The organism is Rhizobium sp. SYY.PMSO, from assembly GCF_046840415.1.
Lineage (GTDB): Bacteria > Pseudomonadota > Alphaproteobacteria > Rhizobiales > Rhizobiaceae > Rhizobium.
In genome coordinates this window covers 2,968,089-2,994,851 of the sequence record NZ_CP177349.1, presented here as the reverse complement: position 1 = coordinate 2,994,851, position 26,763 = coordinate 2,968,089, and the positions used below count along the sequence as shown (strand labels likewise).

General features: G+C 62.5%; 30 protein-coding genes. 14 read left to right on the top strand and 16 right to left on the bottom strand.

Annotated features, from left to right (window positions below):
* Positions 1-7: 7 nt before the first annotated feature.
* Together ACJJVH_RS14605 and ACJJVH_RS14600 are read left to right on the top strand one after the other, a co-directional pair.
* A complete protein-coding gene (locus tag ACJJVH_RS14605) occupies positions 8-658 on the top strand; it encodes a LolA family protein (protein ID WP_112795451.1) in 651 nt (216 codons plus the stop codon).
* Between the two features lie 202 nt (positions 659-860).
* Entirely contained in the window at positions 861-1,664 is an 804-nt protein-coding gene (locus tag ACJJVH_RS14600) for an exodeoxyribonuclease III (RefSeq protein WP_412064221.1), read from the top strand.
* Positions 1,665-1,779: 115 nt separating this feature from the next.
* On the opposite strand, the gene ACJJVH_RS14595 is transcribed toward ACJJVH_RS14600, so the two are convergent.
* Together ACJJVH_RS14595 and ACJJVH_RS14590 are read right to left on the bottom strand one after the other, a co-directional pair.
* Entirely contained in the window at positions 1,780-2,235 is a 456-nt protein-coding gene (locus tag ACJJVH_RS14595) for a cyclic nucleotide-binding domain-containing protein (protein WP_112795361.1), read from the bottom strand.
* A 7-nt stretch (positions 2,236-2,242) separates the two neighbouring features.
* Positions 2,243-2,926: a response regulator transcription factor gene (locus ACJJVH_RS14590; protein WP_112795362.1), complete on the bottom strand. Its 684-nt coding sequence runs from the start codon at positions 2,924-2,926 to the stop codon at positions 2,243-2,245.
* 148 nt (positions 2,927-3,074) lie between these two features.
* Here ACJJVH_RS14590 and ACJJVH_RS14585 point away from each other — a divergent pair, with 148 nt between their 5' ends.
* Entirely contained in the window at positions 3,075-3,623 is a 549-nt protein-coding gene (locus ACJJVH_RS14585) for a L,D-transpeptidase family protein (RefSeq protein WP_412064220.1), read from the top strand.
* 140 nt (positions 3,624-3,763) lie between these two features.
* Positions 3,764-4,594 carry an aldo/keto reductase gene (locus tag ACJJVH_RS14580; RefSeq protein ID WP_113384854.1) on the top strand — a complete coding sequence of 277 codons (831 nt, stop codon included), beginning with the start codon at positions 3,764-3,766 and terminating at the stop codon, positions 4,592-4,594.
* A 65-nt stretch (positions 4,595-4,659) separates the two neighbouring features.
* Here the strand turns inward: ACJJVH_RS14580 and ACJJVH_RS14575 are convergent, their stop codons facing one another.
* Positions 4,660-6,114 carry an MFS transporter gene (locus tag ACJJVH_RS14575; RefSeq protein WP_412065171.1) on the bottom strand — a complete coding sequence of 485 codons (1,455 nt, stop codon included), beginning with the start codon at positions 6,112-6,114 and terminating at the stop codon, positions 4,660-4,662.
* Between the two features lie 137 nt (positions 6,115-6,251).
* Here ACJJVH_RS14575 and ACJJVH_RS14570 point away from each other — a divergent pair, with 137 nt between their 5' ends.
* Complete coding sequence (locus ACJJVH_RS14570) at positions 6,252-7,178, top strand: LysR family transcriptional regulator (protein WP_412064219.1); 927 nt, start codon at positions 6,252-6,254, stop codon at positions 7,176-7,178.
* Here the strand turns inward: ACJJVH_RS14570 and ACJJVH_RS14565 are convergent.
* Positions 7,152-7,643, bottom strand: a complete 492-nt coding sequence (locus tag ACJJVH_RS14565; RefSeq protein ID WP_113358996.1) for a MarR family transcriptional regulator — start codon at positions 7,641-7,643, stop codon at positions 7,152-7,154. The two genes, ACJJVH_RS14570 and ACJJVH_RS14565, sit on opposite strands and share 27 nt — an antisense overlap.
* An 83-nt stretch (positions 7,644-7,726) precedes the next feature.
* On the opposite strand from ACJJVH_RS14565, the gene ACJJVH_RS14560 reads away from it, so the two are divergent.
* On the top strand, positions 7,727-8,629 hold the full coding sequence (locus tag ACJJVH_RS14560) for an EamA family transporter (protein WP_412064218.1): 903 nt from the start codon (positions 7,727-7,729) through the stop codon (positions 8,627-8,629).
* A 75-nt stretch (positions 8,630-8,704) separates the two neighbouring features.
* On the opposite strand, the gene leuC is transcribed toward ACJJVH_RS14560, so the two are convergent.
* From leuC to ffh, 11 genes are all read right to left on the bottom strand, one after another.
* Positions 8,705-10,114, bottom strand: coding sequence for a 3-isopropylmalate dehydratase large subunit (gene leuC / locus ACJJVH_RS14555; protein ID WP_112795366.1), 1,410 nt, complete (start codon positions 10,112-10,114; stop codon positions 8,705-8,707).
* Between the two features lie 69 nt (positions 10,115-10,183).
* The gene (locus tag ACJJVH_RS14550; RefSeq protein WP_281024149.1) at positions 10,184-10,306 is read right to left on the bottom strand and encodes a hypothetical protein; all 123 of its coding nucleotides are present in this window, start codon (positions 10,304-10,306) and stop codon (positions 10,184-10,186) included.
* An 83-nt stretch (positions 10,307-10,389) separates the two neighbouring features.
* Positions 10,390-11,268 (bottom strand): amino acid ABC transporter permease, encoded by an 879-nt coding sequence (locus ACJJVH_RS14545; protein ID WP_113358992.1) that lies wholly within the window; start codon positions 11,266-11,268, stop codon positions 10,390-10,392.
* Positions 11,269-11,302: 34 nt separating this feature from the next.
* Positions 11,303-12,100 (bottom strand): basic amino acid ABC transporter substrate-binding protein, encoded by a 798-nt coding sequence (locus tag ACJJVH_RS14540; RefSeq protein ID WP_112795368.1) that lies wholly within the window; start codon positions 12,098-12,100, stop codon positions 11,303-11,305.
* Between the two features lie 212 nt (positions 12,101-12,312).
* Positions 12,313-12,840 (bottom strand): 50S ribosomal protein L19, encoded by a 528-nt coding sequence (rplS, locus tag ACJJVH_RS14535; protein ID WP_412064217.1) that lies wholly within the window; start codon positions 12,838-12,840, stop codon positions 12,313-12,315.
* 277 nt (positions 12,841-13,117) lie between these two features.
* Complete coding sequence (locus tag ACJJVH_RS14530; RefSeq protein WP_412064216.1) at positions 13,118-13,537, bottom strand: DUF1801 domain-containing protein; 420 nt, start codon at positions 13,535-13,537, stop codon at positions 13,118-13,120.
* A gap of 247 nt (positions 13,538-13,784) precedes the next feature.
* Positions 13,785-14,477 carry a tRNA (guanosine(37)-N1)-methyltransferase TrmD gene (gene trmD, locus ACJJVH_RS14525; protein WP_112795370.1) on the bottom strand — a complete coding sequence of 231 codons (693 nt, stop codon included), beginning with the start codon at positions 14,475-14,477 and terminating at the stop codon, positions 13,785-13,787.
* A gap of 24 nt (positions 14,478-14,501) precedes the next feature.
* Positions 14,502-15,083 carry a ribosome maturation factor RimM gene (gene rimM / locus ACJJVH_RS14520; protein WP_112795371.1) on the bottom strand — a complete coding sequence of 194 codons (582 nt, stop codon included), beginning with the start codon at positions 15,081-15,083 and terminating at the stop codon, positions 14,502-14,504.
* 122 nt (positions 15,084-15,205) lie between these two features.
* Positions 15,206-15,568, bottom strand: a complete 363-nt coding sequence (gene rpsP, locus ACJJVH_RS14515) for a 30S ribosomal protein S16 (RefSeq protein ID WP_112795372.1) — start codon at positions 15,566-15,568, stop codon at positions 15,206-15,208.
* 127 nt (positions 15,569-15,695) lie between these two features.
* The gene (locus ACJJVH_RS14510) at positions 15,696-15,998 is read right to left on the bottom strand and encodes a chorismate mutase (RefSeq protein WP_092717298.1); all 303 of its coding nucleotides are present in this window, start codon (positions 15,996-15,998) and stop codon (positions 15,696-15,698) included.
* Positions 15,999-16,016: 18 nt separating this feature from the next.
* Positions 16,017-17,585, bottom strand: a complete 1,569-nt coding sequence (gene ffh, locus ACJJVH_RS14505) for a signal recognition particle protein (protein WP_112795373.1) — start codon at positions 17,583-17,585, stop codon at positions 16,017-16,019.
* 377 nt (positions 17,586-17,962) lie between these two features.
* On the opposite strand from ffh, the gene ACJJVH_RS14500 reads away from it, so the two are divergent.
* On the top strand, positions 17,963-18,952 hold the full coding sequence (locus ACJJVH_RS14500) for a hypothetical protein (RefSeq protein ID WP_113384848.1): 990 nt from the start codon (positions 17,963-17,965) through the stop codon (positions 18,950-18,952).
* The gene (locus ACJJVH_RS14495) at positions 18,949-19,965 is read left to right on the top strand and encodes an MBL fold metallo-hydrolase (protein ID WP_412064215.1); all 1,017 of its coding nucleotides are present in this window, start codon (positions 18,949-18,951) and stop codon (positions 19,963-19,965) included. Before ACJJVH_RS14500 ends, ACJJVH_RS14495 begins: the two co-directional genes overlap by 4 nt.
* Before the next feature lie 189 nt (positions 19,966-20,154).
* On the opposite strand, the gene ACJJVH_RS14490 is transcribed toward ACJJVH_RS14495, so the two are convergent.
* Positions 20,155-20,598 carry an SRPBCC family protein gene (locus ACJJVH_RS14490; RefSeq protein ID WP_113369825.1) on the bottom strand — a complete coding sequence of 148 codons (444 nt, stop codon included), beginning with the start codon at positions 20,596-20,598 and terminating at the stop codon, positions 20,155-20,157.
* A 266-nt stretch (positions 20,599-20,864) separates the two neighbouring features.
* Here ACJJVH_RS14490 and ACJJVH_RS14485 point away from each other — a divergent pair, with 266 nt between their 5' ends.
* From ACJJVH_RS14485 to ACJJVH_RS14460, 6 genes are all read left to right on the top strand, one after another.
* Positions 20,865-21,464, top strand: a complete 600-nt coding sequence (locus ACJJVH_RS14485) for a hypothetical protein (RefSeq protein ID WP_412064214.1) — start codon at positions 20,865-20,867, stop codon at positions 21,462-21,464.
* Positions 21,465-21,577: 113 nt separating this feature from the next.
* Complete coding sequence (gene dapF / locus ACJJVH_RS14480; RefSeq protein ID WP_412064213.1) at positions 21,578-22,483, top strand: diaminopimelate epimerase; 906 nt, start codon at positions 21,578-21,580, stop codon at positions 22,481-22,483.
* Complete coding sequence (gene mtaB / locus ACJJVH_RS14475) at positions 22,480-23,754, top strand: tRNA (N(6)-L-threonylcarbamoyladenosine(37)-C(2))-methylthiotransferase MtaB (RefSeq protein ID WP_412064212.1); 1,275 nt, start codon at positions 22,480-22,482, stop codon at positions 23,752-23,754. The genes dapF and mtaB overlap by 4 nt, the downstream gene beginning before the upstream one ends.
* Positions 23,755-23,772: 18 nt before the next feature.
* Positions 23,773-25,329 (top strand): signal recognition particle-docking protein FtsY, encoded by a 1,557-nt coding sequence (gene ftsY, locus ACJJVH_RS14470; RefSeq protein WP_412064211.1) that lies wholly within the window; start codon positions 23,773-23,775, stop codon positions 25,327-25,329.
* On the top strand, positions 25,326-26,045 hold the full coding sequence (locus ACJJVH_RS14465) for a septation protein A (RefSeq protein ID WP_112795380.1): 720 nt from the start codon (positions 25,326-25,328) through the stop codon (positions 26,043-26,045). The genes ftsY and ACJJVH_RS14465 overlap by 4 nt, the downstream gene beginning before the upstream one ends.
* Positions 26,042-26,632 (top strand): DUF2585 domain-containing protein, encoded by a 591-nt coding sequence (locus tag ACJJVH_RS14460; RefSeq protein WP_113358975.1) that lies wholly within the window; start codon positions 26,042-26,044, stop codon positions 26,630-26,632. Before ACJJVH_RS14465 ends, ACJJVH_RS14460 begins: the two co-directional genes overlap by 4 nt.
* Positions 26,633-26,763 lie beyond the last annotated feature (131 nt).

Sequence of the window (26,763 nt, the reverse complement as noted above, 5' to 3'; positions counted from 1 at the left end):
GAATTCGATGACCAAGTTCGATGCGCAGCCGTTCAACCGATTGTCCCTGACCCGCCGGCATTTCCTCGGCGCCGTGGTCGCGGCCGGTGCGGCTGGCGCTCTGCCGGTTTCGGCCCTTGCGCAGGCACAGGCAGCCGCCCTCAACCCCAACATCGCCCAGGCGATCGCCGATCATTTCTCGTCCATCAAGACGATGAAGGGCGGCTTCCTGCAGATCGGGCCGCGCGGCGATCAGATGAGCGGCGCATTCTTCATCCAGCGTCCCGGCAAGATGCGCTTCAACTACGATCCGCCGTCCCGCATGCGCGTGATCTGCGACGGCAACAACGTGCAGGTCATCAACGACCAGACGCAGACGCGCAACATGTATCAGCTGTCGAAGACGCCGCTCAGCCTGCTGCTTGCCAACAAGATCGACCTGTCCGCCGATATGGTGCGCAATGTCGATTCGCAGCCGGATCTCACCAAGATCACGCTCGGCAACCGCACCGTCTTCGGTGATTCCACGATTACGATGATCTTCGATTCGAAAAGCTACGATCTGCGCCAATGGACCGTGATCGATCCGCAAGGCAAGACGACGGATGTCATCATCAATAACGTGAAAACCAATCTCGCCTTCGACGACAGCGTCTTCCGTATCGACTATACGCGCTGATCGACGCCTGCCGTTTGACCTTGGGTAAGCGCCGAATGGCGCTTTTCTTTCCGCCTCCGCCGGTCTAAAGCCTTAACCGACTGGAGGGGTCGGGCGCTTCGCAGAATCGCCCGACCCCTCCCGCTGTCTGTTTTGACGCAACTCCGGGTAGGAAGCCGCTACGCACTTTTCCTGAGGTTGCGATAAGGGAAAGGCTTGGGGCATGGGATTCTCGATCGCGACCTGGAACATCAACTCGGTGCGGCTGCGCATGCCCATCGTCGAGCAGTTCGTCATGCAGGCCCGGCCCGACATCCTCTGCCTGCAGGAAACCAAGGTTCCGAACGAGCTTTTTCCGTATGCTCCCCTGCGTGCCCTTGGCTACGAGCATATCATCATCCATGGCCAGAAGGGCTATCACGGCGTGGCGATCGCCTCGCGCATTCCGCTGACCGAGGATCACCGGCAGGACTATTGCAATGTCGGCGACAGCAGGCATATCTCGGCAATCTTCGAGCGCGGCGGCCGGCGCATCCGCCTGCATAATTTCTACGTTCCGGCCGGCGGCGACGAACCGGATCGCATGATCAACCCAAAATTCGGCCACAAGCTCGATTTCATCGAGGAGATGAAGCGGCTGCATGCGAACGCCGAGCAGAACACCTCGGCGATCCTCGTCGGCGACCTCAACATCGCACCGCTGGAGCATGACGTCTGGTCGCACAAGCAGCTCCTGAAGATCGTCAGCCATACGCCGGTCGAGACCGATGGCCTGATCGAGGTCATGAAGCGCGGCGCCTGGCTCGACCTGATGCGCCAGCAGGTGCCGGCAAACGAGAAGCTCTATACGTGGTGGAGCTACCGCGCCAAGGATTGGGAGGCTGCCGACCGAGGCCGTCGTCTCGATCACATCTGGTCGTCCTCCGATCTCGGCCCGCTATTGCAGCGGATCGATATCCTCAAGGCGGCGCGCGGCTGGGATCGCCCGTCCGACCATGTGCCCGTGACGGCGCATTTCAATCTCTGAAGAGGTTGAAGATATTAGGGTCTTTCCGCTTTTCTTCGAAACGCGGAAACGCTCCAACCGTTTATTTTCACGCAATTCCGGGCGGAGACGTGCAAGGCGCTTTTCGGGCGGTGCTCTAGGAGAAACGGCCGAGCAGCGCGGCCGCTTGCCTCGCAAGGGCGGCAAAGTTTTCGCGGATGCGGTTCTGGATCAGCAGGCCGGCGTCGGGATATTCCTCGATCAGCCTGTGGAAGAGGGCGCGCGTGATGCGGATCACGTCGGATTCTTCGGCGGCGACCGCCGTATATTTCCGTTCCACCAGCGTCACCAGCGCGAGTTCGGAGAGCATGGTGCCGGCCTGCACGAGCGCTTCGACCTGCTTCTGCCCGCCCGCGTCGATCGTGCTGAGCTCGAAGCTGCCGCGCACGACGACATAAGCGCATTCGGCGGGCGATTTTTCCCTGAAAAGCGTCTGGCCCTGGTTCACATGGCGGCGGTCGGCGCCGAAGGCGATCAGCCGCAGCGGCTCATCGCCCATGCCGTGAAACAGCGGCAATTGCGACAGCAGTCGGATATCGTCGTTCAGCGCCATCTATCGCCTATGGAATGATCTTGTAGCCGCCGTTTTCCGTTACCAGGATTTCGGCATTGGAGGGATCGCGCTCGATCTTCTGGCGCAGGCGGTAGACGTGGGTTTCGAGCGTGTGGGTGGTCACGCCGGAATTGTAGCCCCAGACCTCCTCCAGCAGGATATCGCGGGTCACGACCTTCTGGTCGGCGCGATAGAGATAGCGGATGATGGCGGCTTCCTTTTCCGTGAGGCGGATCTTCTGCCCGTCTTCGGTGGTCAGCAGCTTCTGGCTCGGCTTGAAAAGATAGCGCCCCACGGTGAAGGTCGCATCCTCGCTCTGTTCGTGCTGGCGCAACTGCGCGCGGATGCGCGCCAGCAGCACGGCGAAGCGGAAGGGTTTGGTCACATAATCGTTCGCGCCTGCTTCCAGGCCGAGGATGGTGTCGGAATCCGTGTCGTGGCCCGTCAGCATGATGATCGGCGCCTTGAAGCCGTTCTTGCGCAGCAGCTTCACGGCTTCGCGGCCGTCCATATCGGGCAGCCCGACATCCATGATGAGGAGATCGACAGGCACGGTGCGCGCGGTGTGCACGCCCTTTCCGGCAGTCGCCTCCTGCAGGACATTGAATTCCTCGTAAAGCGACAATTGCTCGACCAGCATCTCGCGCAGGTCGTTGTCATCGTCCACCAGGAGAATGGTGCGTGCAGTCATGCCGTTCGGATCCTCGTTCTAATCCTACCTAAGTCCTACGCCAAATTGCATTTTTAGCAAGTCGCGAGGCGGCTCAGGGTTGGTCGTTTGCTTGAAACTGCTATGATTTCAAATGAAATCACGCGCAAAGCAAAAACATGTGAGGAAAATGGAAAAGACAAGGGCGGGAGCCGGACGGGGCGCTTCGACGATCGTCGTGCGTCCTCAGCCGGGCAAGAAGACGCGGGCGCTGGTGCAGGTCGGGCCCATGACCGTGCCGGCGGCAATCGGCCGATCCGGGCGCAGCATCCTGAAGCGCGAGGGAGACGGCGCGACGCCGATTGCGGCCATGAAGCTGCTCTACGGCTTCACGCGCGGCGACAACGTCCGCTTCCTGCGGACGGCCTTGCCGATGCGGCGCATCCGCAGGGACATGCTCTGGTGCGACGAGCCCGGCAATTCCAACTATAACAGGCTGGTGAAGGCTCCCTTCGGGCCGAGCCACGAGGAAATGCGGCGAAGCGACGGCCTTTACGATGTCTGCCTGGTGCTCGACTGGAACGTGAGGTCGCGCCGGCGTCACCGCGGCTCGGCGATCTTCTTTCATCTGATCAGGCCGGGCTACGAGCCGACCGCGGGGTGCGTCGCGGTCAACCTTCGCGACATGCGGCGCATCCTTCCGCTGCTGCGCAAGGGGACGACCGTCCGGGTTGTCTGACCCGATCCCACGGGGTTAAAATCGCAGCATTCTCCACTATATAGGTCTTCGACCGGCGCGCTCGCGCAGGCAGAATCCTTTTCTTTTCGAATTTAAATCACGCCTTCACTCCATCCCACCTCATCCCTTGGAGACCTATCGTGACCACGCAACCGACAATCACTTTCAATGACGGCAATTCCATTCCGCAGGTCGGCCTCGGCGTCTGGCAGACGCCGGAAAACGTCGCACCTTTGGCGGTCAGCACGGCTTTGAAAGCCGGCTATCGCCACGTCGATACGGCAGCCATCTATGCCAATGAAGACGGCGTCGGCGAAGGCATGCGCCAGTCCGGCGTCGCCCGCAAGGATATCTTCCTGACCACCAAGCTCTGGAATGAAGACCAGGGCTTCGATTCCACGCTGAGGGCCTTCGACGAAAGCCTGAAGCGCCTTGGCACGGATTATGTCGACCTTTACCTCATCCACTGGCCGTCGCCGCATCGCAACCGCTATATCGATACCTGGAAGGCGTTCGTTCGCCTCAAGGAAGAGGGTCGCGCCCGTTCGATCGGCGTCTCCAACTTCGTCGAGGCGCATCTCGACCGCATCATCGCCGAAACCGGCGTGACGCCGGTTCTGAACCAGATCGAGCTGCATCCGACCTTCCAGCAGAAGGAGCTGCGCGCCGTCCACCACAAGCTCGGCATCAAGACCGAATCCTGGAGCCCGCTCGGCCAGGGCAAGCTTCTGGACAATGCCGTCATCGGCAAGGTGGCCGCCAAGCACGGCCGAACGCCGGCGCAGGTCATCATCCGCTGGCACATCGACAACGGCCTGATCGTCATTCCGAAGTCGATCACCCCGAGCCGCATCGAAGACAACCTCAAGGTTTTCGATTTCAAGCTCGACGCAGACGATCTGGCCGAGATCGCCAAGCTCGATTCGGCCGGCGGGCGCATCGGCCCGGACCCGCTGAAGGCGAGCTTCTGATTTCAAGATTTGAGTTCCGGAAAGACCGGAAGCAGATGTTTCCGGCCTTTTCGCCATGGAGCGGCTCATGGTGCTTCTTTTGAGGAAAAGGTCCGCTTCGCGCGGGCAAAACCAGCGAGTGCCATCGCCAATGCCCCGACAATCAGCAGGGCCGCCGTCGCAAACGTGATTTGCATTCCGCTCGCTACCGCCTCTGGGGCTGCGGCGGCAATGTCGGTGGTTCCGGACGCCAGCGTGAAGATCGCGCCCATCACGGAGGCGCCGGTGATGAGGCCGAGATTCCGTGAAAGGCTCAGCATGCCCGATATGACGCCGCGCTGCTCTGGCATGACGTTGGACATGATCGTGGTGTTGTTGGCCGCCTGAAACGTCGCGTAGCTGGCGGTAACGATGACCAGTGGGCCGATATAGCCGGCGGCGGCGAATCTCCCTTGCAGCGCGGCGATCAGGAAGAGGCCGAAAATCATGCCGGCAAGACCGGTCACGCTCATGCGACGGGCGCCGAAGCGATCGGCGATGCGGCCGGCCGGCACGCCGGTCAGCGCCGAGACCAATGGCCCGGCCGACATGATAGCACCGACATGGGCGGCGTCGAAGCCGAGGGCGTGGGAGAGATAGAAGGGGCCGACCACCAGTGTCGCCATGATGACCGTGGAAACGAGCGTGCTCATGGCAAGGCCTGCGCTCAGCGAGGAATCGCGAAACATCGAAGGGCGCAACAGCGGCGACTTCACCTTCGTTTCGGCGCAGACGAAGAGAGCAATGCCGAGGGCGGCCGCCAGCAGCAGGCCGAGATTCAACGCGCCGAAGCGGCCGTGCCCCGTGGTCATGGCCAGCGCATAGGCGGCAAGCGCCAGGGCGAGCAGCAAAGTGCCGATGGCATCCGGTCGCGCCTGGGCTGATTTCCGTTCCCGGCGGTCCGCCGGCAGGAAGCGGGCAGCGAGAAGGAAATTCGCAATTCCCAGCGGCACATTGACGAGGAAGATGGTTTCCCAGCCGAAGCCGGCGATGAGGATGCCGCCGAGCGACGGGCCGAGCGTGGTGCCGATGGCGGACATGGTGCCGAGCAGGCCCATGGCGCCGCCGGTTCTTTCCTTCGGTACGGTTTCGCCGACCATCGCTACCGTCAGCGCCATCATCATCGCGGCGCCGAGGCCCTGCAAGGCTCTGGCGGCGAGCAGAGCCGGCAATGTGGGCGCGATGCCGCAAAACAGCGAGGCGAGCGTGAAAAGGCTTATTCCGGTCAGAAGCAGACGCCGCCGGCCGAAAATGTCGCCCAGTCTCCCGACGCTGACGATCAGGGTTGTTATGGCCAGCAGATAGGCAAGCACGATCCATTGCACCTGCTGAAAAGAGGCGCCGAATACCTGGGCAAGCGTCGGCAGGCCGACATTGGCAATGCTGGTATCGAGCGAGGGCATCAGCATGGAGAGCGACAGGCTGGCAAGCGCCCACCGCATCGGCAAGGCTGCCCTTGTGTGTCCGGCTTCACCCAATTCCTCAATGATCGGCTTCAACATGCGCTCCTTTTCCGGCGACGTCATAGAAAGTCCCGGCGGAAAAGTAGCTGTCGATGCGACATGGCGGAATGCGCACTGTTTGCACTTTATTCGTGCGCCTGACGCCATATATGGGAAAGCTGTGCTATGGTCGCCGCATGTCCGCGCCTGATCTCAACCTGCTCGTCACCCTGAATGCCCTGCTTGCGGAGGGCAGCGTCGCGCGCGCCGCCCGGCGATTGCGGCTCAGTCCCTCCGCCATGAGCCGCGCGCTGGCCCGCCTGCGCGAAACGACCGGCGATCCATTGCTGGTCAGGGCCGGCCGCGGGCTGGTGCCGACGCCGCGTGCTTTGGAATTGCGGGAGACTGTGGGCCGTCTCGTGCAGGAGGCGGAAGCGGCGCTGCGGCCGTCGGAGACGCTGGACGTGAAGCGGCTCTCCCGGATCTTTACGCTCCGCACGCGCGAGGGCTTCGTGGAGAATTTCGGGCCGCCGCTGATCGCGCGCATCGCGGAGCTGGCGCCTGGCGTGCGGCTCTATTTCACGCAGAAACTGGACAAGGACAGCGCACCGTTGCGCGACGGCACCGTCGATCTGGAAACCGGCGTCGTCGGCGACGATACGGGGCCCGAGTTGCGAACGCAGGCCTTGTTCCGGGATCGTTTCATCGGCGTGGTGCGGCGCGGCCATCCGCTGAGCGGCGGCGCCATGACGCCTGCACGCTATGCCGCCGGCCGGCATATCCTCGTCTCGCGCCGCGGTTTGCAGAAAGGGCAGGTCGACGAGGCGCTGGAAGCGCTGGGACTGAAGAGGCAGATCGTTACGATCGTCGGCAGCTTTTCGGCAGCGCTTGCCCTTGCGCGCTCTTCCGACCTGATCGTCAGCGTGCCGGAGCGCCATACGGGCAACCTGCGGGCCGATATGCATAGTTTCGTGCTGCCGGTGGCGGTATCGGATATGACGATCTCACTGCTATGGCACCCTCGCCTCGATGCCGATCCGGCACATCGCTGGCTGCGTGCCTGCATCCGCGATGTCTGCGCGGAGCGGCCTGCGGAGCTAGTCCCGGGATTCGAAGCTGGCTAAATAATTGCGCAGCAGGCCGTTCAGCGCCGCTCGCTCCTCTTCCGAAAGCGCCGCCACCAGCCGTGCCTGCGTTTCGACATGCGCCGTGACCGCCGCGTCGATCAGCTCGAAGCCTTTCGGTGTCAGGGATATCAGGAAGCTGCGGCCGTCGTTCGGGTTCTGGCTGCGTGTCACGAGGCCAGCCTTTTCCAGCTGGTCGATGCGGTTGGTCATCGTGCCCGACGTCACCATCATCGTCGCCATGAGATCGCCCGGCGAGAGCGCATAGGGCTCGCCCGAGCGGCGCAGGGTTGCCAGCATGTCGAAGTTCGCCGAATTCAGGTCGAAGCGGGCAAAGGTTTTTTCCATCTCGCGCGAGAGATGGAGCGTGAGATTGCGCATGCGCCCGAAGAGGCCCATGGCTGCGGTGTCGAGATCCGGCCGTTCGCGGCGCCACTGCTCGAGAATGTTGTCGATGCGATCCATGCCGGGACCTCGCCATGAATTTATCTTGACGTCAAGGTATTTTGCATTATCTTGAGGCCAAGATAAATTTCGGAAGCAGGGCCATGAACCGCAATTTCGACCTTCTGCTCACGGCCATTGCCCCGGCGATCTGGGGCAGCACCTATCTGGTGACGACGCAGCTGCTGCCGACCGGCTATCCCCTTACGGTCGCCATGCTGCGCGCCCTGCCGGCCGGGCTGCTGCTGCTTGCCATCGTGCGGCGAACGCCGCATGGGGTCTGGTGGCTGAAATCGCTCGTTCTCGGCGCGCTGAATTTCTCCGTCTTCTGGTGGTTGCTGTTCATTTCGGCCTACCGGCTGCCCGGAGGCGTGGCGGCGACGGTCGGCGCCGTCCAGCCGCTGATCGTGATCATATTGGCGCGGCTGCTGCTGGGATCGCCGATTCGCAGTCTTTCCATCATCGCCGCCATTGCCGGCATCGGCGGTGTCGCCCTGCTGATCCTGACGCCGAAAGCGACGCTCGATCCGATCGGCATTGTCGCCGGCATCGGGGGTGCCTTTTCCATGGCGGCGGGAACCGTGCTCAGCCGCCGCTGGCGACCCGAGGTCTCGCCCTTGACCTTCACGGCATGGCAGTTGACGGCGGGCGGCTTGCTGCTGCTGCCGGTCGCGTTGCTGCTCGAGCCGCCGCTGCCGCCTCTGACCGGCGCCAACATTCTCGGCTTCGCCTATCTCGGACTGATCGGCGCGGCACTCACCTATATTCTCTGGTTTCGCGGCTTGTCGCGGCTCGAGCCGTCCATGGTGTCGCCGCTCGGCTTTCTCAGCCCGACCACGGCCGTCATCCTGGGCTGGGCGGTACTCGGCCAGCAGCTGAGCCCGATGCAGATGTTCGGCATCGTCATCGTGCTCGGCAGCGTCTGGCTCAGCCAGCGGGCGCAGCAGGACCCGGCGGCAGGAAGTTCCGCGCAGGCGGCGAGCGAGCCCGTCACATCGAGGCGATAGGACGATCGAATTCAGTTCGATAAACAAAAAGGGCGGCCATCAGGCCGCCCTTTGTCATTCATGCCTTCGAACGGATCAGTTCCACTCGCGGATATCGACGAAGTGACCGGCGATCGCGGCGGCGGCGGCCATGGCCGGCGAGACCAGGTGCGTGCGGCCCTTGAAGCCCTGACGGCCCTCGAAGTTGCGGTTCGAGGTCGAAGCGCAGCGTTCGCCCGGCTTCAGGCGGTCGTCGTTCATGGCCAGGCACATGGAACAGCCCGGCTCGCGCCAGTCGAAACCGGCGGCCTTGAAGATCTTGTCGAGACCTTCGGCTTCCGCCTGTTCCTTCACGAGGCCGGAGCCTGGAACGATCATGGCGTCGACGGTCGATGCCACGGTCTTGCCTTCCACGACCTTGGCAACGGCGCGCAGGTCTTCGATGCGGCCGTTGGTGCAGGAGCCGATGAAGACGCGATCGATGTTGATCTCGGTCATCGGCGTACCCGGCTTCAGGCCCATGTAATCAAGGGCGCGCCACTTGGACGTACGCTTGGTCTCATCCTGGATTTCGTCCGGGTTCGGGACGACGCCCTGAACGGAGATGACGTCTTCCGGCGAGGAGCCCCAGGAAACGATCGGCGGCAGGCTTGCCGCGTCGAGCTTCACGATGCGGTCGTAATGCGCGCCTTCGTCCGATGTCAGCGTCTTCCAGTAGGCGATCGCCTGCTCCAGCGCTTCGCCCTTCGGCGCACGCGGCTTGCCCTTGATGTATTCGAAGGTGATCTCGTCCGGAGCGATCAGGCCGGCGCGGGCGCCGCCCTCGATCGACATGTTGCAGATGGTCATGCGGCCTTCCATCGACAGCGAGCGAATGGCTTCGCCGGCATATTCGATGACGTAGCCGGTGCCGCCGGCGGTGCCGATTTCGCCGATGATGGCGAGGATGATGTCCTTGGCGGTGACGCCCGGCGGCAGCTGACCGTCGACCTGCACCAGCATGTTCTTCGCCTTCTTCTGGATCAGCGTCTGCGTGGCGAGCACATGCTCGACCTCGGAGGTGCCGATACCGTGCGCGAGCGAGCCGAAGGCGCCGTGCGTGGAGGTGTGGCTGTCGCCGCAGACGATGGTCATGCCGGGCAGGGTGAAGCCCTGCTCGGGACCGATGATGTGGACGATACCCTGACGCTTGTCGCTCTCGGAGTAGTATTCCACGCCGAATTCGGCGGCATTCTTGGCGAGCTGCTCGACCTGGATGCGGCTTTCCTCGTTCTTGATGCCGAGGTGGCGATCCGGCGAGGTCGGAACGTTGTGGTCGACGACGGCCAGCGTCTTCTGCGGGGCATGAACCTTTCGACCGCTCATGCGCAGGCCTTCGAAGGCCTGCGGCGACGTCACCTCATGAACGAGGTGGCGGTCGATATAGAGAAGACAGGTGCCGTCGTCCTGTGCGTCGACCAGATGGTCATCCCAGATTTTGTCGTAAAGTGTGCGTGGAGCGCTCATGGCTACAGATCCAAATTGGCGGTGTCGAAAAGGGGATAGACGGATAAGGACCGTCGGCCTCGGGTGTGATCAGCGAAGTCGGCTGTTGAGCGCGCCCGAAATCATCGCAAAGAAGCGTGCCGGCAGGCGCTTGTGGTCCTGCAGCACGAAAGCCGTGACGTAACGCCCGTCTTTGCTCATGATCCTAGTCATGGGCATGCTCATATCAATTTTCAAAACCTTCGGCAATGGCGACAATGGGGTGTCCCGGTACGGTCGGCATTTGGCCGCACCGCTCACATTTGCGCGTCCGGCGGCTGACCGGGCGTCATGCGGGGGAAGGCGGAGCGGTCGCTGCCCGAACGCCGGCGCATCCAGGCTTCGAGCTGCCTGAGCAGCAGCGACAGGCCGATCGTCAGCAGCAGGTAGATGAAGGCGAGGATCGACAGCGTTTCGAAATAGCGGAAATTGGCCGAGTAATAGAGCTTGGCGAGCTGGCTGATATCGGCAACGCCGAGCACGGACACCAGCGAGCTGTCCTTCACCATGGCGATGAAATCGTTCGACAGCGGCGGCAGGATGACGCGGATCGCCTGCGGAAAGACGACGAGACGGAAGCGCTGGAAACGGCTGAGGCCGAGCGCTTTCGCTGCTTCGATCTGGCCTTGGTCGACGGCCTGTATGCCGGCGCGGAAGATTTCGGCGATGAAGGAGGAGTAGCCGACCGTCAGCGCAATGATGGTGCGCCAGACGAATGGCACGTCGCGCGTGACGAGCGGGCTTGTCCAGCCGGCGGAGACCAGCGGGGACGTGATAAAGTTATAGGCGGCGACGAAGGCCGGCGTGCCGACGAAGGCGACATAGGAGAGCAGCACCAGCATGGGAATGCCGCGCACGATCTCGATATAGAAACGCGCCACCTGCCTGAGCACGAGGAAATCCGACAGGCCGAGCAAGGCGAGCCCGAGGCCGAGCAGCATGGCAAGCGTAAAGGCCACCAGCGTCACGAAGATCGTGACGCCGATGCCATTCAGCAGAAGAGAGAATATCTGGGCGTAGAGGCCGTTTGCCGCGATTGCGATGGAGGCGACGACGCCGAGGATGGCAAGGGCGACCAGCCACCAGGGGAAATCATCCTTGCCATGGCGCCCGCCCGAGGCTGCAAATGGTGCCATCAGAGCGGGCTTCCGGTATGTCGATCTGCAGGGTTCATTGGCCCATCTTGTAGTCGAGGAACCACTTCTTGTTGAGCGCTTCGAAGGTGCCGTCGGCCTTGAGGCTGGCGATCGCGGCGTTGACCGGGGCGACGAGATCGGAGCCCTTCTGGAAGATGAAGCCGAAATCCTCGGAGCCGAGCGGGCCGCCGATCAGCTTCAGGCCGCCATTGGAGGCATCCACGTAACCCTTGCCGGCCGTGCCGTCGGTCAGCACGAGATCGACGTCGCCGGTCTTCAGTGCCTGCACGGTGGCGCCGAAGGTTTCGAAGGTCTTGATGCGCGGGTTCTGCTCGTTGCCGTCGAGGACTTCATAGACGGCGGTGTAGAAGGGGGTCGTGCCCGGCTGCGCGCCGATCAGGCCGTCCTTGAAGGCGGCGAAGCTCTTGGCATCGGTGAAGCGCGTCTCATCGCCGCGCACCAGCATGAACTGCTCGGAGCGCATGTACGGGTCGGAGAAATCGACCTTCTGCTTCCGGTCGTCCTTGATGGTGATGCCGGTCATGCCGATGTTGTACTGGCCTTCGGATACGGCCTGGATCATCGCATCCCAGCTGGTGTTCTGGTACTCGACCTTGAAGTTCAGGCGCTTGGCGATCTCGTTCATCGCGTCGTATTCCCAGCCGATCGCCTTGTTCGTCTTGGGGTCGATGAATTGCAGCGGCGGGTAGGCATTCTCGGTGACGACGACGACGGTCCTGCCGTTGAGGTTCGGAAGATCGGCGGCGAAGGATGCGAAGGGCGCAAGCACGAGGGCGCTGAGGCCCAGAAGGAACGAACGACGGAATGCCATGGAAATCTCCCCGATTAGCGTGGCGGAAAACTGTCATATTTGCAAAGCTCATGGCAAGGCCATTGCCACGGGCGCAATCACGAAAAATGGAAAAGCAACTCTAAAACTGGCGGTTGACGCAGAAATTTCCGCCTGCCGCGCGCGGGGCGGCGACTATCAAAAAAGGCGACCCGAAGGCCGCCTTTCATTGTCGCGATCCGTTGGATCGAAACTTATTCTGCTGCAGGCTCTGCGGCTTCAGCAGCTGCCTTTGCTTCAGCGGCTTCGGCTGCCGCCTTTTCAGCTGCGAGCGCCTGAGCGGCTGCAACCTTCTCGGCTTCGATGCGTGCCTTCTCGTCGGCAAGAGCCTGACGCTCTGCGTCGTTGAGCTTGCGGGCGCGGGTGCCGGTGTTCTCGACGATACGGGCAGCCTTGCCGCGCAGGTCGCGCAGGTAGTAGAGCTTGGCGCGACGGACCTTGCCGCGGCGAACGACTTCGACGCTTTCGATCATCGGGGAGTAGACCGGGAATACGCGCTCGACGCCTTCGCCGTAGGAGATCTTGCGAACGGTGAAGTTTTCCTGCAGACCGCCGCCGGAGCGGGCGATGCAAACGCCTTCATAGGCCTGAACGCGGGTACGGTTGCCTTCCGTGACCTTCACGTTGACGCGAACGGTGTCGCCGGCGGAGAATTCGGGAAGCGTGCGCTTGGCTTCGATCTTGGCGGCCTGTTCGGCTTCCAACTGCTGAATGATGTTCATAGTATCAACCTCGTTGTTGCTTCAACAGCCAGAGCGCCCGAACGATCTATCCTTGGTCGGACCCGAAGGTCGCGCCGCGCGATATATGCCAGTTACGGCAGGGGCGGATACGTCTGCTTTTCTTTGGTGGTTGATGGGAAATTTCCCATGCCGGGCGCGCACATATCCTATTGCCGCGCCTTTGTCACCCCTTGCGGCCGAATTAAGTGGCCGTTTGCCGCCTTGAGAGCGGCTTTGAACGGCGATTTATGGTCCAGCGCCGTTGCAGGCGCCGGGATCATGCCTTCCTCGGCTTTTTCCGTGTCGACGCGTTGAGCGCCGCCGCGGCACGAATGAGCGCTTTCAGCGCTTCCTCGTCGATCTCCTCGTTCTCGCGAATATCGATGGCCCGCCTCGTATTGCCCTCAAGGCTGGAATTGAACAAGCCGGTGGGATCGTCCAGCGAAGCGCCTTTCGCAAAAGTCAGCTTTACGATGCTCTTGTAGGTCTCGCCGGTGCAGATGATGCCGGCATGGGACCACACGGGAACGCCCCGCCACTTCCATTCCTCGACGATATCGGGCTCGGCCTGCCCGATGAGAGTCCGGACCCTGGCCAGCACCTTGCCCCGCCAGTCGCCCAGCTCCTCGATCCGCCGGTCGATCAGCCGGGACGCGGAGGCTGCCTGCTCCACCTCCGTTGCGTTGTCTTTTGCCATCCCCGGGGCCTCCTCGCTTTTCATGTCTGCCTGGACTCTTTACCGCTTGCTGGCGTTCGACGCCACCGCGCCTTGCCGGGAGGACATCTCCCCGGCGTCGATGTCCGGTCATGGCAGCCCAGGCCTCGATGCGCCTGGCCTTCGGGTTACTCTGGCTCGTGGATGCGTTGCGGCTCCGGCCGTGGGCGGCATGGCCCGATTGCCGGCGTAGCTGCGGACGAGAAGTCTCGACGCCGGGTCGATATCGTTATTTCTTCGACTGCTTTTCCAGCAGATCGGGCCGGCGTTCCCGCGTCAGTTGCTCGGCCTGCTCGCGCTGCCATCTGGCGATGGCCGCGTGATTGCCCGAGGTGAGCACGGCAGGGATTTCGCGGCCTTCCCATATCTGCGGGCGGGTATAGTGCGGATGCTCCAGAAGGCCGCCTTCGAAGCTTTCGTGCAGGCCGGAAAGGTCGTTGCCCATGACACCGGGCAGGATGCGGACGATTGCGTCGAGCAGGATCAGCGCGGCCGGTTCGCCGCCCGAGAGGATATAGTCGCCGATCGAGACCTCCTCGAGATCGCGGCCGTCGATGACGCGCTGGTCGACGCCCTCGAAGCGGCCGCAGACGATGATGACGCCGTCGCCGCTTGCGAGTTCGCGCACGCGCTTCTGCGTCAGCGGCTTGCCGCGCGGGCTCATCAGCAGGCGCGGGCGGTTGTCGTTTTCGCTGGCATGATCGATGGCGCGGGCAAGCACGTCAGGCTTCAGCACCATGCCGGCTCCGCCGCCGGCCGGCGTGTCGTCGACGGTGCGGTGCCGGTCGGTGGCGAAATCGCGGATCTGCACGGTGTCCAGCGACCATTGTCCGCGCTCCATCGCTTTGCCGGCGAGCGACGTGCCGAGATGACCGGGAAACATCTCGGGATAAAGCGTGAGGATGGTGGCCCGGAAACTCATGGCGCGGTCATGTCCCAAGGAGGATCACTTCTTCGTCTTGCCCTGCGGTTTTTCCGGCTTTTCCGGCTTGCCGATGAGGTCGTCAGGATTGTCGATCAGGCCGGCGGCCAGCGGATCAATCAGGATCTTGCCGCCCTCGAGGTCGATTTCGAGCACGGCGGCCTCCGAAAAGGGGATCAGCACGGGACGCTTGCCCGGGCCCTTCAGCTCCAGAAGATCGCCAGCGCCGAAATCGTAGATGCCGGTGACTGTGCCGTAACCGGTGCCCTGGTCGTCGACAGCTTCCAGCCCTTCGAGATCGGTATAGAAGAATTCGTCGTCATCGAGTTCTTCATCCGGCAGGTTGTCGCGCTCGATATAGAGCTCGAGCCCGTTCAGCGCTTCGGCGGCGTTGCGGTCGTTGACGCCGCGAAAGCGTACGACGACCATATTCTTGGCCTCGCGGATTTCCAGAACCTCGAAAGTCCGGCCGTCCATGCTGTGCAAGTGGCCGTAATCGCCAAGCGCAGCGGGGTCCGAGGTGTAGGCGCGGGCGCGCACCTCGCCCCTCAGGCCCTGGGCCGCGCCGATGGTCGCCATCAATACCGGGTTTTGCAGTGTCGTCATGGTCTCTTCGCCGATTGCCGGATCAATTTGCGTTCTCTCATAGGATGAACACCCGCTGATGGGAAACAAAAAACGGGCAGCATGTCGCCATGCCGCCCGTTCTCGATCGTCACAGGGACGGATTATTCAGAAGCGGCAGCGGCGGCGTCAGCAGCCTTCTGAGCCTTTTCGGCAGCGCGTTCCTGAGCGCGCTTGCCCGGCTTTGCCTTTTCCGGGTTGCTCTTGGCGTCGCGCTTTGCGAGGCCTGCTTCGGCGAGGAAGCGCAGAACGCGGTCGGTCGGCTGGGCGCCGTTGTCGAGCCAATGCTTGATGCGCTCGCCGTCCAGCTCAACGCGCTTGGCGTCGTCCTTGGCAAGCATCGGGTTCCAGGAACCGAGCTTTTCCAGGAAGCGGCCGTCGCGCGGCGAGCGGGCGTCGGCAACGACGACGTGGTAGTACGGGCGCTTCTTGGAGCCACCGCGGGCGAGACGAATTTTCAGTGCCATGTCTTTACTCCTTAGGCTTTTCTTGACCGCTTCGTTGTGCGGTATGGTTACGTCGCGCTGCTTTTTTCTTGCCGCGTGATCCCAGTCGAAAACGTGCTCTCGTCTTTCGGGATCATGCGGCCGGGGCTTACCCTTTGAAATCCGCAGCGATCTGTTCATGATGCCGGATGACTTCCTTGATGACGAAGTTCAGGAACTTCTCGGCGAAATCCGGGTCCAGATTTGCGTCCTTTGCCAGGCGGCGCAGGCGCTCGATCTGAAATTCTTCGCGCGCCGGGTCGGCCGGCGGCAGGTCGTACTTGGCCTTCAGCACGCCCACTTCCTTCGTGCAGCGGAAGCGCTCGGCCAGCATGTGCACCAGTGCGGCATCGATATTGTCGATCGACTGGCGATAGTTGCCCAACTGGGCCTTTACGTCTGGATCAATCATGGGGGTCAACGATCCTTCTCACTTCTTCTTCGGCAAACCGGGCAGGCCCGGGAAACCACCGCCAAGACCCGGCAGCTTGGCACCGCCGAGACCGGGCAATCCGCCACCGCCGCCGAGGCCCGGCATGCCGCCGGGACGGCCGAGGCCGGCGGCTTCGGCCTGCTTCTGCAGGGCTTCGAGCTGCTTGGGGTCCATGTTCGACAGGTCGGGCATGCCGCCCATGCCGCCGCCGAGGCCCATCTTGCCGGCAAGGCCGCCCATCAGCTGCTTCATCATGCCGCCTTTGCCCTTGCCGCCCATCATCTTCATCATGTCCGCCATCTGGCGGTGCATCTTCAGAAGCTTGTTGATGTCGGAGGCGTCGGTGCCGGAGCCGGCGGCGATGCGCTTCTTGCGGGAATGCTTCAGCAGGTCCGGATTGGCGCGCTCCGCCTTGGTCATCGAGGAGATGATGGCGAGCTGGCGCTTGAACAGGCGGTCGTCGAGACCGGCGGCAGCCATCTTGTCCTTCATGCCGGACATGCCGGGCATCAGGCCCATGATGCCGCCCATGCCGCCCATCTTCTGCATCTGGCCGAGCTGGTCGGCGAGGTCGTTCAGATCGAACTTGCCCTTGGCCATCTTGGCGGCCATGGCGGCCGCCTTCTCGGCGTCGATATTCTCGGCCGCCTTCTCGACGAGCGAAACGATGTCGCCCATGCCGAGGATGCGGTCGGCGATACGGCGGGGATGGAATTCCTCCAACTCGCCCATTCTTTCGCCGACGCCGATCAGCTTGATCGGCTTGCCTGTCACGGCGCGCATCGAAAGGGCCGCGCCGCCGCGGCCGTCGCCGTCCATACGGGTCAGCACGAGGCCGGTGATGCCGACGCGCTCGTCGAAGTTGCGGGCGAGATTGACGGCGTCCTGACCGGTCAGGCTATCGGCGACCAGCAGGATTTCGTGCGGATTGGACTTCTTCTTGATATCCGCCATCTCGACCATGAGCGGCTCGTCGATATGCGTGCGGCCGGCGGTGTCGAGGATGACGACGTCATGGCCGCCGAGCTTGGCGGCCTGCACGGCGCGGGCGGCGATATCGGTCGGCGACTGGCCGGCGATGATGGGCAGAGTGTCGACGCCCGTCTGCACGCCGAGCTGGCGCAGCTGCTCCTGCGCGGCCGGGCGGCGCGTGTCGAGCGAGGCCATCAGGACCTTCTTGCGGTCGCGGCTCGTCAGACGGTTGGCGATCTTCGCGGTCGTGGTGGTCTTGCCGGAGCCCTGCAGGCCGACCATCATCACGACGACCGGAGCCGGGGCATTGAGATCGATACCGACGCCTTCGCCGCCGAGCATTTCGATCAGCTCGTCATGGACGATCTTGACGACCATCTGGCCGGGCTTGATCGACTTCAGAATTTCGGCGCCGACGGCCTTTTCGCGGACGCGGTCGGTAAAGGAGCGAACGACATCCAGCGCCACGTCGGCTTCGAGCAGCGCGCGGCGAACCTCGCGGAGTGCTGCGGAAACATCGGCTTCCGAAAGCGCGCCGCGGCCTGTCAGTCCATTCAGAATGGAACCAAGACGGTCCTGGAGGTTTTCAAACATCGGTTCTTCCTTATCGATCGCTTGGAGCTTTGAATTTGCGCATGGGCGCGGCTCATCGCTCGAAAACGTCGTGCTTTTCCATGACGAAAACAAGACGCAAAGCCAAAAAGCACCCGAGGGCGCATCGCGCTGTCGGGTGTTGACCTCCGGGATCTCTTTATACCTTATATGGGTCCCGGTCGGTGGCTCGGAGGCTTGTGCTCGTCGCAGATTGCGGGCGATAAACAGGAAAAGGCCGGCAAAGTCAACCCAAGGCCGCGGAAATGCCGCATGTGCGCTGACCATATTGGCATATCAATGTCGTTTTGGCCGTACCATCGTCTTCCAATTGTAGTATCGATCCCCGCCAGAGACACGAATCCCCGAGACCGTTCCGAATGAATGACGCAGCCCTGACCGATCTTCTCGCCGCCTGCCGCGCCTATGCCGGCGGCCGGGTCGACAGCCGTTTCAACGCGGCAGCGCAAGCCTTCTATGCGAGTGCCGTCGCCCAGCCGAAAATCGTGGCGCGGGCAGCGCGCGAGCTTGGTCGGCTGCCGCCTCCGGGTGCTGCCGTCCTCGCCAACATGCTCGGTACCATCATCGAAAAGGGCGGGTCGGTCGAACGCAGCGGTCCGGCCGTGTGGGAGCTTTATCTCGCATGGCTGCCACAGATCCACCGCGGCTTTGCCGGCCGCAAGGAACTGAGCCCGCGGCAACGGCAACTGCTCGACGCGTTCCAGCTGCTCGGCCAATCCGTGGTTTCGCATCTTTCCGCGATGCAGCAGGAGCGCATGCTCGCCGCCGGCAACAAGGCGCTGATGGCGCAGCTTGCGGAATTGCAGGATTACACGCCGGGCGCGGCCTGGGTCCGTCAGGTGCTCCTGAGCCGAAGCGACGACCTGCTGGTGCTGCATCTTTCAAGCCGCCAGGGCTTTCGGTTGCGCTACGAGAATATCGTCAACGGTTTTCATCTCTTCACGCTCATCCAGGCGGCCATCGGCGAGCGGCTTCCCGGCGGGCGCTCCTCCAACCGCTTCATCGTCGACATGGCGCGCTGCGTGACCGTGGCCGAGGAGGGCAGTGACGAGCCCTGGTGGCGCTATGAGACAGTTCAGCCCGATGAGCCAAGTCTTGTCGAGATTTCCGGCGAGGCATCCGTCGAGACGATTTCCCGCATCGATGGCCGGCAGATCATCCTGCTTTCGCCTGCCGCCGAAGGGGCGGCGCTGTGGGATACGAGCTTTTTCACGCCGCAGCTTTTCGCCATGCCGGCGAATGTCGTGCTGGAGGAGGCGCTGACGACGGGCGAGGTCGAGGAGTGGTTCGCCAAGGCCGGCTTGCCGTCCGGCGAGGCGACGGGTGTGGAAGGGGCGGACAGGGCATGACCAGCACATCCGGCCCGGCCAGGAAAAATCCCTATTATCAGGGTCCGGTTTCCGATCACTTCGACGGTCGACGCTTCTTCAATCCCGGCGGCGTCGAGCCGGGCGGGGCCTTCGATCTCCTGCGCTGGCAGTTAGGCGGCGGCCGGGTGCGCTGGCCCAATCCCGTCATCAGCGCGTTTCCTCCGGCCAAGCCCGACAGGCACGTCTTCGGCGAACAGATGCGGGTGACGATGGTCGGTCATGCCTCGATGCTTTTGCAGATCGCCGGGCTGAATATCTTGACCGATCCGGTCTGGTCGGAGCGGGTCAGCCCCTTCCGGTCGGTCGGGCCGAAGCGGGTGGTGCCGCCCGGCATCCGCTTCGAGGATTTGCCGCATATCGACCTCGTGCTGGTGACGCATAATCACTACGACCACCTCGATCTCGCCACGCTTGGCCGCCTGCAGCAGACGCATCGGCCGAAAATCGTCACGCCGCTCGGCAACGACACGATCATCCGCCGCGCCGTTCCCGACGCCGACATCACCGTGGTCGACTGGGGCAACCGCATCGCCGTCAAGGCCGGCGTGACGATCGATGCCGAACCATGCCATCACTGGTCGGCGCGCGGCATGGGCGACCGGCGTATGGCGCTCTGGGCCGCATTCGCGCTCACCACGCCAGCGGGCAAGATCTATCATATCGGCGACACCGGCTTTCACGGCGGCATCAACTACGAGGCGGCGGCCGGCAAGCATGGCGGTTTCCGCCTTGCGATCCTGCCGTTCGGCGCCTATGAGCCGCGCTGGTTCATGAAGGGCCAGCATCAGAATCCGGAGGAGGCGGTGAGGGGCATGAAGCTCTGCAACGCCGCCTATGTCGCCGGGCATCACTTCGCGACCTTCCAGCTGACGGATGAGGGCATCGATGCGCCTGTTCAGGCGCTGGATACCGCGCTGAAGGCCGAGGGCGTGGAGCCGGATCGCTTTCGCCCGCTCCGGGCAGGGGAAGTTTTTGACGTGCCTGTTGGCTGAGGATGCTGTGGAGCTGAAAGAACCTTCTCCCCTCGGCGGAGAAGGTGGCCCGAAGGGTCGGATGAGGGGGCTAACCATCTTGAAGCCGCGACTTTCGTAATCCGGCAGCTCCTCCCGCCTCATCCGCCTGTCGGCACCTTCTCCCCGAGGGGAGAAAAGGTTGCGTGGCCGCCTTAGGGGCATCGCGCCCTACTGTCTAATTTCGGGCTCGACCAGTTTCGCCAGATTGACCAGCGATTCCTGCCAGCCGAGATAGCAGGCTTCCGGCGGAATGACGTCGGGCACGCCGGCCTGGGTGATGTTGACCTCGGTGCCGACGAGAACCTTCTTCAAGATCACGGTCACTTCCATTTCGCCCGGCAGGTTCGGGTCGTCGAATTTGTCGGTGTAGCGCACCAGCTCGCCCGGGATCAGCTCGCGGAAATCGCCGCCAAAGGCATGGCTTTCGCCCGTCGTGAAATTGCGGAACGACATTTTGAACGTGCCGCCGACGCTCGGCTCGAGATGATGCACGGTGCACGCAAAGCCGTTCGGTGGCAGCCACTTGGCAAGCGCATCCGCTTCGATGAATGCGCGATAGACCTTTTCCGGGCTGGTGGCCAGGACGCGGTGCAGGCGTATGGTATTCGGCATTGTCAAAATCCTTCTGGTTTGACGGAGTGGACGAGCCTAGGACGGGTGAGGTTTCGGTGATCCGACACTCTGTTCCGAATTTTTTGAAAATAGTTCGCCGTGTGACGACTACTATGACTTAGCACGCACCAATAGACTGGCGGCGACTTCAATCGGCGGCGTGACGTGGTCGAATAATAACTGATCGCAACGCGCGTGCGCATCTTGAAGTTACAGCCGATAGTGTACGATATGAATCGTATACCAGTTTCAGCTGCGGTTGTTCGATGAGTGATGTCGACGAGTGGAAAAGTAGGCATATCCTGATAAGAATGACTATACTTGCTGCCTTGGCTTGGCTCTTTTTTTGCCTGCTAGTTGTGATCCTCTTTCTGGTCTGTACGGAGTTGTCGGGCTATCGGTTTCTTCCGTCGACCGAATGGATTGCGTCGACAGGCCGATTGGGCGTTGTAGTCGGCGCGGCCACGGCCGTAGCTTTGTTCTTGCTTGGACTTTCTGATGCTCTACGAAAACTCAGAAATGGAACGCTGGAAGGTACGTTGAAACCGATACTGGTTGTCTTGGTTTCTCCAGTTCTCGGGTATTTTTGGGGTTATATAGTCGGGATCATAACATGGCCAATGGTCCTGGCCCTGGTCGCGGGGCATCACGAAGAGCTTGCCTATACGGTAGGCCGCGCCGACAACCATTATGAAAAACATTGTTATTCCCCTTTGGAGCTTCAGGGGCTTATGGTTGGATTTGACAAAGTGTGCGGTGTTTCCGACGAGTTCAGGAAAGGCCTGACAACCGGTACACATATTATCATTGCTGGCTACGGCACTCGGTACGGCCTTTTTGCGACCGAGCTACGTCGAGACAATTGATACTTGGCTCGTGGTGCATGCTTGGCCGCTTCCGACTACGCCGCTTCACCCCACTGGTAATTCCCCCGCAATTCCGCCATATACAGCTCGAAAACACGGACGGACATGGCATCATGAGCAATACGGTCGAATTCGCGAGGATGAACGGGCTTGGCAACAAGATCCTGGTCGTCGACATGCGCGGCCGCAAGGATGTGGTGACGCCTGCGGCGGCGATTGCGCTCAATGCGGATCCGGCAACCCAGTTCGATCAGATCATGGCGATCCACGATCCGAAAACGCAAGGCACCGATGCCTGGATCGATATCCTCAACTGCGACGGCACGAAGGCTCAGGCCTGCGGCAACGGCACGCGCTGCGTCGTGCAGGCGCTGGCCGCCGAAACCGGCAGGAAGGCCTTCACCTTCCAGACCGTCGCCGGCATCCTGAATGCCAGGGAGCATGAGGACGGGACGATTTCGGTCGATATGGGCACGCCCGTCTTTGCCTGGGACAGGATTCCGCTTGCCGAGGAGTTTGCCGATACCAGCCGTATCGAACTGCAGATCGGGCCGATCGACAACCCTATCCTGCATTCGCCTTCGGCGGCGTCGATGGGCAATCCGCATGCGATCTTCTGGGTGGACAAGGACCCGATGTCGTTCGATCTCGATCGTTTCGGCCCGTTGCTTGAAAACCACCCGATGTTTCCCGAGCGCGCCAATATCACGCTGGCGCAGGTTCTCTCTCCGACGTTGCTGCGCACCCGTACCTGGGAGCGCGGCGCCGGCCTGACGCTTGCCTGCGGTTCTGCCGCCTGCGCCTCCGCCGTCAGCGCCGCCCGCACCGGCCGTACCGGCCGAAAGGTGGCGATCGACGTTGCCTCCGCGCCGGCACCTGGCCGTCTCACCATCGAGTGGCGAGAAGGCGACGACCACGTCGTCATGACCGGACCTGCGGAATGGGAATGGTCCGGCAGGGTCGATCCGATCACCGGCCTTTGGGCGCGCGATGAAGAGCAGGGGGCTCAGGCGCGGTGAGCGGGGTCGAGGTCATTACCTTCGGCTGTCGTCTCAACACCTATGAATCCGAAGTGATGAGGGCCGAGGCGGAAAAAGCCGGGCTCAACAATGCCATTCTGGTCAATACCTGCGCTGTCACCGGCGAGGCCGTGCGTCAGGCACGTCAGGCGATCCGCCGCGCGCGCCGCGACAATCCGCATGCGCGCATCATCGTGACGGGTTGCGCTGCCCAGACCGAGAAGCAGACCTTTGCCGAAATGGCTGAAGTGGATGCCGTGCTCGGCAACGAGGAAAAACTGAAGAGCGCTTCCTACCGTGCGCTTCCGGATTTCGGCGTTTCGGCGGAAGAGAAGCTGCGCGTCAACGATATCATGAGCGTGCGGGCGACAGCGCCGCAGATGATCCGCCATATCGATGGCCATGTGCGCGCCTTCATTCAGGTGCAGAACGGCTGCGACCATCGCTGCACCTTCTGCATCATTCCCTATGGCCGCGGCAATTCGCGCTCGGTGCCGATGGGCGCCGTCGTCGATCAGGCCCGCAATCTTACCGAAAGCGGCTATCGCGAGATCGTGCTGACTGGCGTCGATGCCACCAGCTACGGCGCCGATCTGCCGGGAACGCCGACGCTCGGCCTGCTTGCCAAGACGCTGCTGAAGCAGATCCCCGATATCCGCCGGCTGCGGCTGTCCTCCATCGACAGCATCGAGGCCGATCAGCATCTGATGGATCTCATCGCCGACGAGCCGCGCTTCATGCCGCATCTGCATCTCTCGCTGCAGCATGGCGACGACATGATCCTCAAGCGCATGAAGCGGCGGCATTCTCGCGCCGATGCCATGCGCTTCATCGAGGATGTGCGGCGCCTGCGCCCCGAGACGAGCTTCGGCGCCGATATGATCGCCGGCTTTCCGACGGAGACGGAAGAGATGTTTGCAAACGCGGTCGGCCTGGCCGAAGAAGCCGGCATCGCCCATCTGCATGTCTTCCCGTATAGCCCGCGTCCCGGCACGCCCGCCGCCCGCATGCCGCAGCTCGACCGCGCTCTGGTCAAGGAGCGCGCCGCCCGTCTGCGCGAGGCTGGACAAAGATTGCACCAGGCCCATCTGGACAAGATGGTCGGCACGCGGCAATGGCTGCTTGTGGAGAATAACGGGCTGGCGCATACGGAAAACTTCACGCTTGCCGCCGCCCCCGGCCTTCGCCCGCGCGACCTTGTGCAGGTCGCAATCACCGGCCACAATGGCAAGCACCTCGACATGCAACTTCTGGCCGCCGACGCGGCCTAATGCTTCAACGGACATTTCATGGCGCTCGGTTTCATCAAAAAAGTCTTCACCTTCGGCCGTGAGAAGCCGGCCGAGGAGCAGGCGCCTGCGGAGGTAGTTACGCCGGAAGTCGCCGAACCTGTTCCGGCGCCTGAAGCACCTGTTGTCGATATTTCGCCGGCTTCCGAATTTGTCGAGTCCGCGTTGCCCCCCTCTGTCCCTTCGGGACATCTCCCCCACAAGGGGGGAGATCGGCTGGAGGATGCAGCGCCGGTTGAACAAGAGCGGCAGGCTGAAAGCGAGGCGGATGCTTCCATTGCAAAAGATATCGAGGCCGTTGAGGTTCCAGGCTCCCTTGAATCCGGGGCGCAAGAGCAGCATGAAGACCTTCAGGCAATCGAACCGGAGCAACCCGCCGATACTGAAGCCAGCATAGTTTCGGAAGAGCACCCCATCGAACCGATCTCCCCCCTTGAGGGGGAGATGTCCGACAGGACAGAGGGGGGTGAGGAGGTTCCAGCGCATTCGGAACCTTCGTCGGAAAGCACGGAGGAAGCCAAGGCTACCTCGGAAAACACCGAAACCCCATCTGCCCCCATCCTCCCCAAAGGCTTCTCTACCGCCGCTTCTGCCCCTGCGCCCACTCCGGAAGCCCCGAAGCAAAAACTTACCTGGTTCCAACGCCTGCGCGCCGGCCTTGCGCGCACGTCCACGCAGCTGACCGGCCAGATCGCCGCACTTTTCACCAAGCGCAAGCTCGACGACCAGACGCTGCAGGATCTGGAGGATCTGCTGATCCAGGCCGATCTCGGCGTCGAGACGGCGATGCGTGTCACCGATACGCTGGCCTCGGAGCGATACGGCAAGGATGTGACCGGCGAGGACGTCGGCCGCATCATGGCGCAGGAAATCGCCAAGGTGCTAAAGCCCGTCGCCAAGCCGCTGCAGCTCGATCTCAGCCACAAGCCGCATGTCATCCTCGTCGTCGGCGTCAACGGCACCGGCAAGACGACGACCATCGGCAAGCTGGCGGCGAAGCTCTCCGGCGCCGGGCTGAAGGTGATGGTCGCCGCCGGGGATACGTTCCGCGCGGCCGCCATCGAGCAGCTGAAGATCTGGGCCGACCGCACCAAGTCGGAATTCATCGGCACCAAGCTCGGCGCCGATGCCGCCGGCCTTGCCTTCGATGCGTTCCAGCAGGCCAAGGCCAACAAGAGCGACGTGCTGATCATCGACACCGCCGGCCGCCTGCAGAACAAGGCGGAGCTGATGGCCGAGCTTGAAAAGATCGTTCGTGTGCTCGGCAAGCTCGATCCGGATGCGCCGCATACCGTGCTGCAGACGCTTGACGCCACGACCGGGCAGAACGCCTTGAACCAGGTGGAGATCTTCCGCAACGTCGCCGGCGTCAACGGTCTCATCATGACCAAGCTCGATGGGACGGCGCGCGGCGGCATTCTCGTCGCCATCTCGGCCAAGCACAAGCTGCCGGTCTATTTCATCGGCGTCGGCGAGGGTGTGGACGATCTCGAGCCGTTCGAGGCGGAGGATTTCGCCAACGCCATCGCAGGGACAGGTGCCGGAAGCAGCCAATGAACGACAAGAACAAATTCGACGATAGCGAAAGTGCCGCGATGACGACCAGCGACAACGAACTCACCCCAAGCGCTGCCGACAAGCACCATCCGATGCTGAAGCTGGTGCTGGAACTCGGACCATTGCTGGTCTTCTTCTTCGGCAATCTGCGCGGCGACTGGCTGGCCCAGCATTTTCCGCAGCTGGCAACGCTTGGCGGCCCGCTCTTCGTCGCCACCGGCCTGTTCATGGCGGCAACGGTGATCTCGCTTATCGTCTCGAAGGTGATGCTCGGGCATCTGCCGCTGATGCCCTTCGTCTCCGGCATCGTGGTGCTCGTCTTCGGCGCGCTTGGCATCTACCTGCAGAACGAAACCTTCATCAAGATGAAGCCGACCATCGTCAATGCGCTGTTCGGCGTCGTGCTGCTCGGCGGCCTTGCCTTCGGCAAATCACTGCTCGGCTATGTCTTCAATGCCGCCTTCCAGCTGGACAGCGAGGGCTGGCGCAAGCTCACCCTGCGTTGGGGCCTCTTCTTCTTCGTTCTTGCCGTGCTCAACGAAGTGGTCTGGCGCGGTTCGAACTGGCTCTACCTGCCCGACGTGAAGGCCGCGGACAATCTCTGGGTCAATTTCAAGGTTTGGGGAACGATGCCGATCACCATCCTCTTCACCCTGTCGCAGATGCCGCTCATCATGAAGCATACGGTCGAGCCGCCGGCGGAAGGCGGGAAATGACCGAGACAGTTGACGCGCAAAACCGCTACCGGCAGCAGAGCTTCTGGTTCATCGCCTGTGCCGTCGTTCTGTTGGTGCAGATCGTCGCCGAATACATGATGGGCCGCGTGCCGATCTGCACCTGCGGCTACGTGAAGCTTTTCGAGCCGGTGGTGAAATCCAGCGGCAACTCGCAGCATATCGCCGACTGGTACACGCCGTCGCACATCATCCACGGCTTCCTCTTCTTCGGGCTGACGCATCTGATCATGCGCGGCAAGCCGTTGTCGATGCGGCTGTTCGTGGCCATGCTGATCGAATCCGGCTGGGAAATCCTGGAGAATTCCCCGATCATCATCAATCGCTATCGTGCCGCGACGATCTCGCTCGACTACGTCGGAGACAGCATCCTCAACTCGTCGATGGATGCCGTGTTCATGGTGGTCGGATTCCTGTTCGCCTGGCGCGCGCCGGTGCTGGTGACGGTTGCCATCGCCATTTTCTTCGAGCTGCTCACCGGCTACCTGATCCGTGACAACCTCACGCTCAACGTGCTGATGCTGGTCTGGCCGGTCGATGCGATCAAGACCTGGCAGGGCGGGATTTAGTCTTACCCTCGCCCCTGCGGGGAGAGGGTGGCGCGATAAGCGCCGGGTGAGGGGGCGCTACCGGGAGAGCCGCCTCCAGTTTGCCACTTCAGGTCCTCGTCGCTTCGCTTCCCGGTCCCCTCATCCGCCCT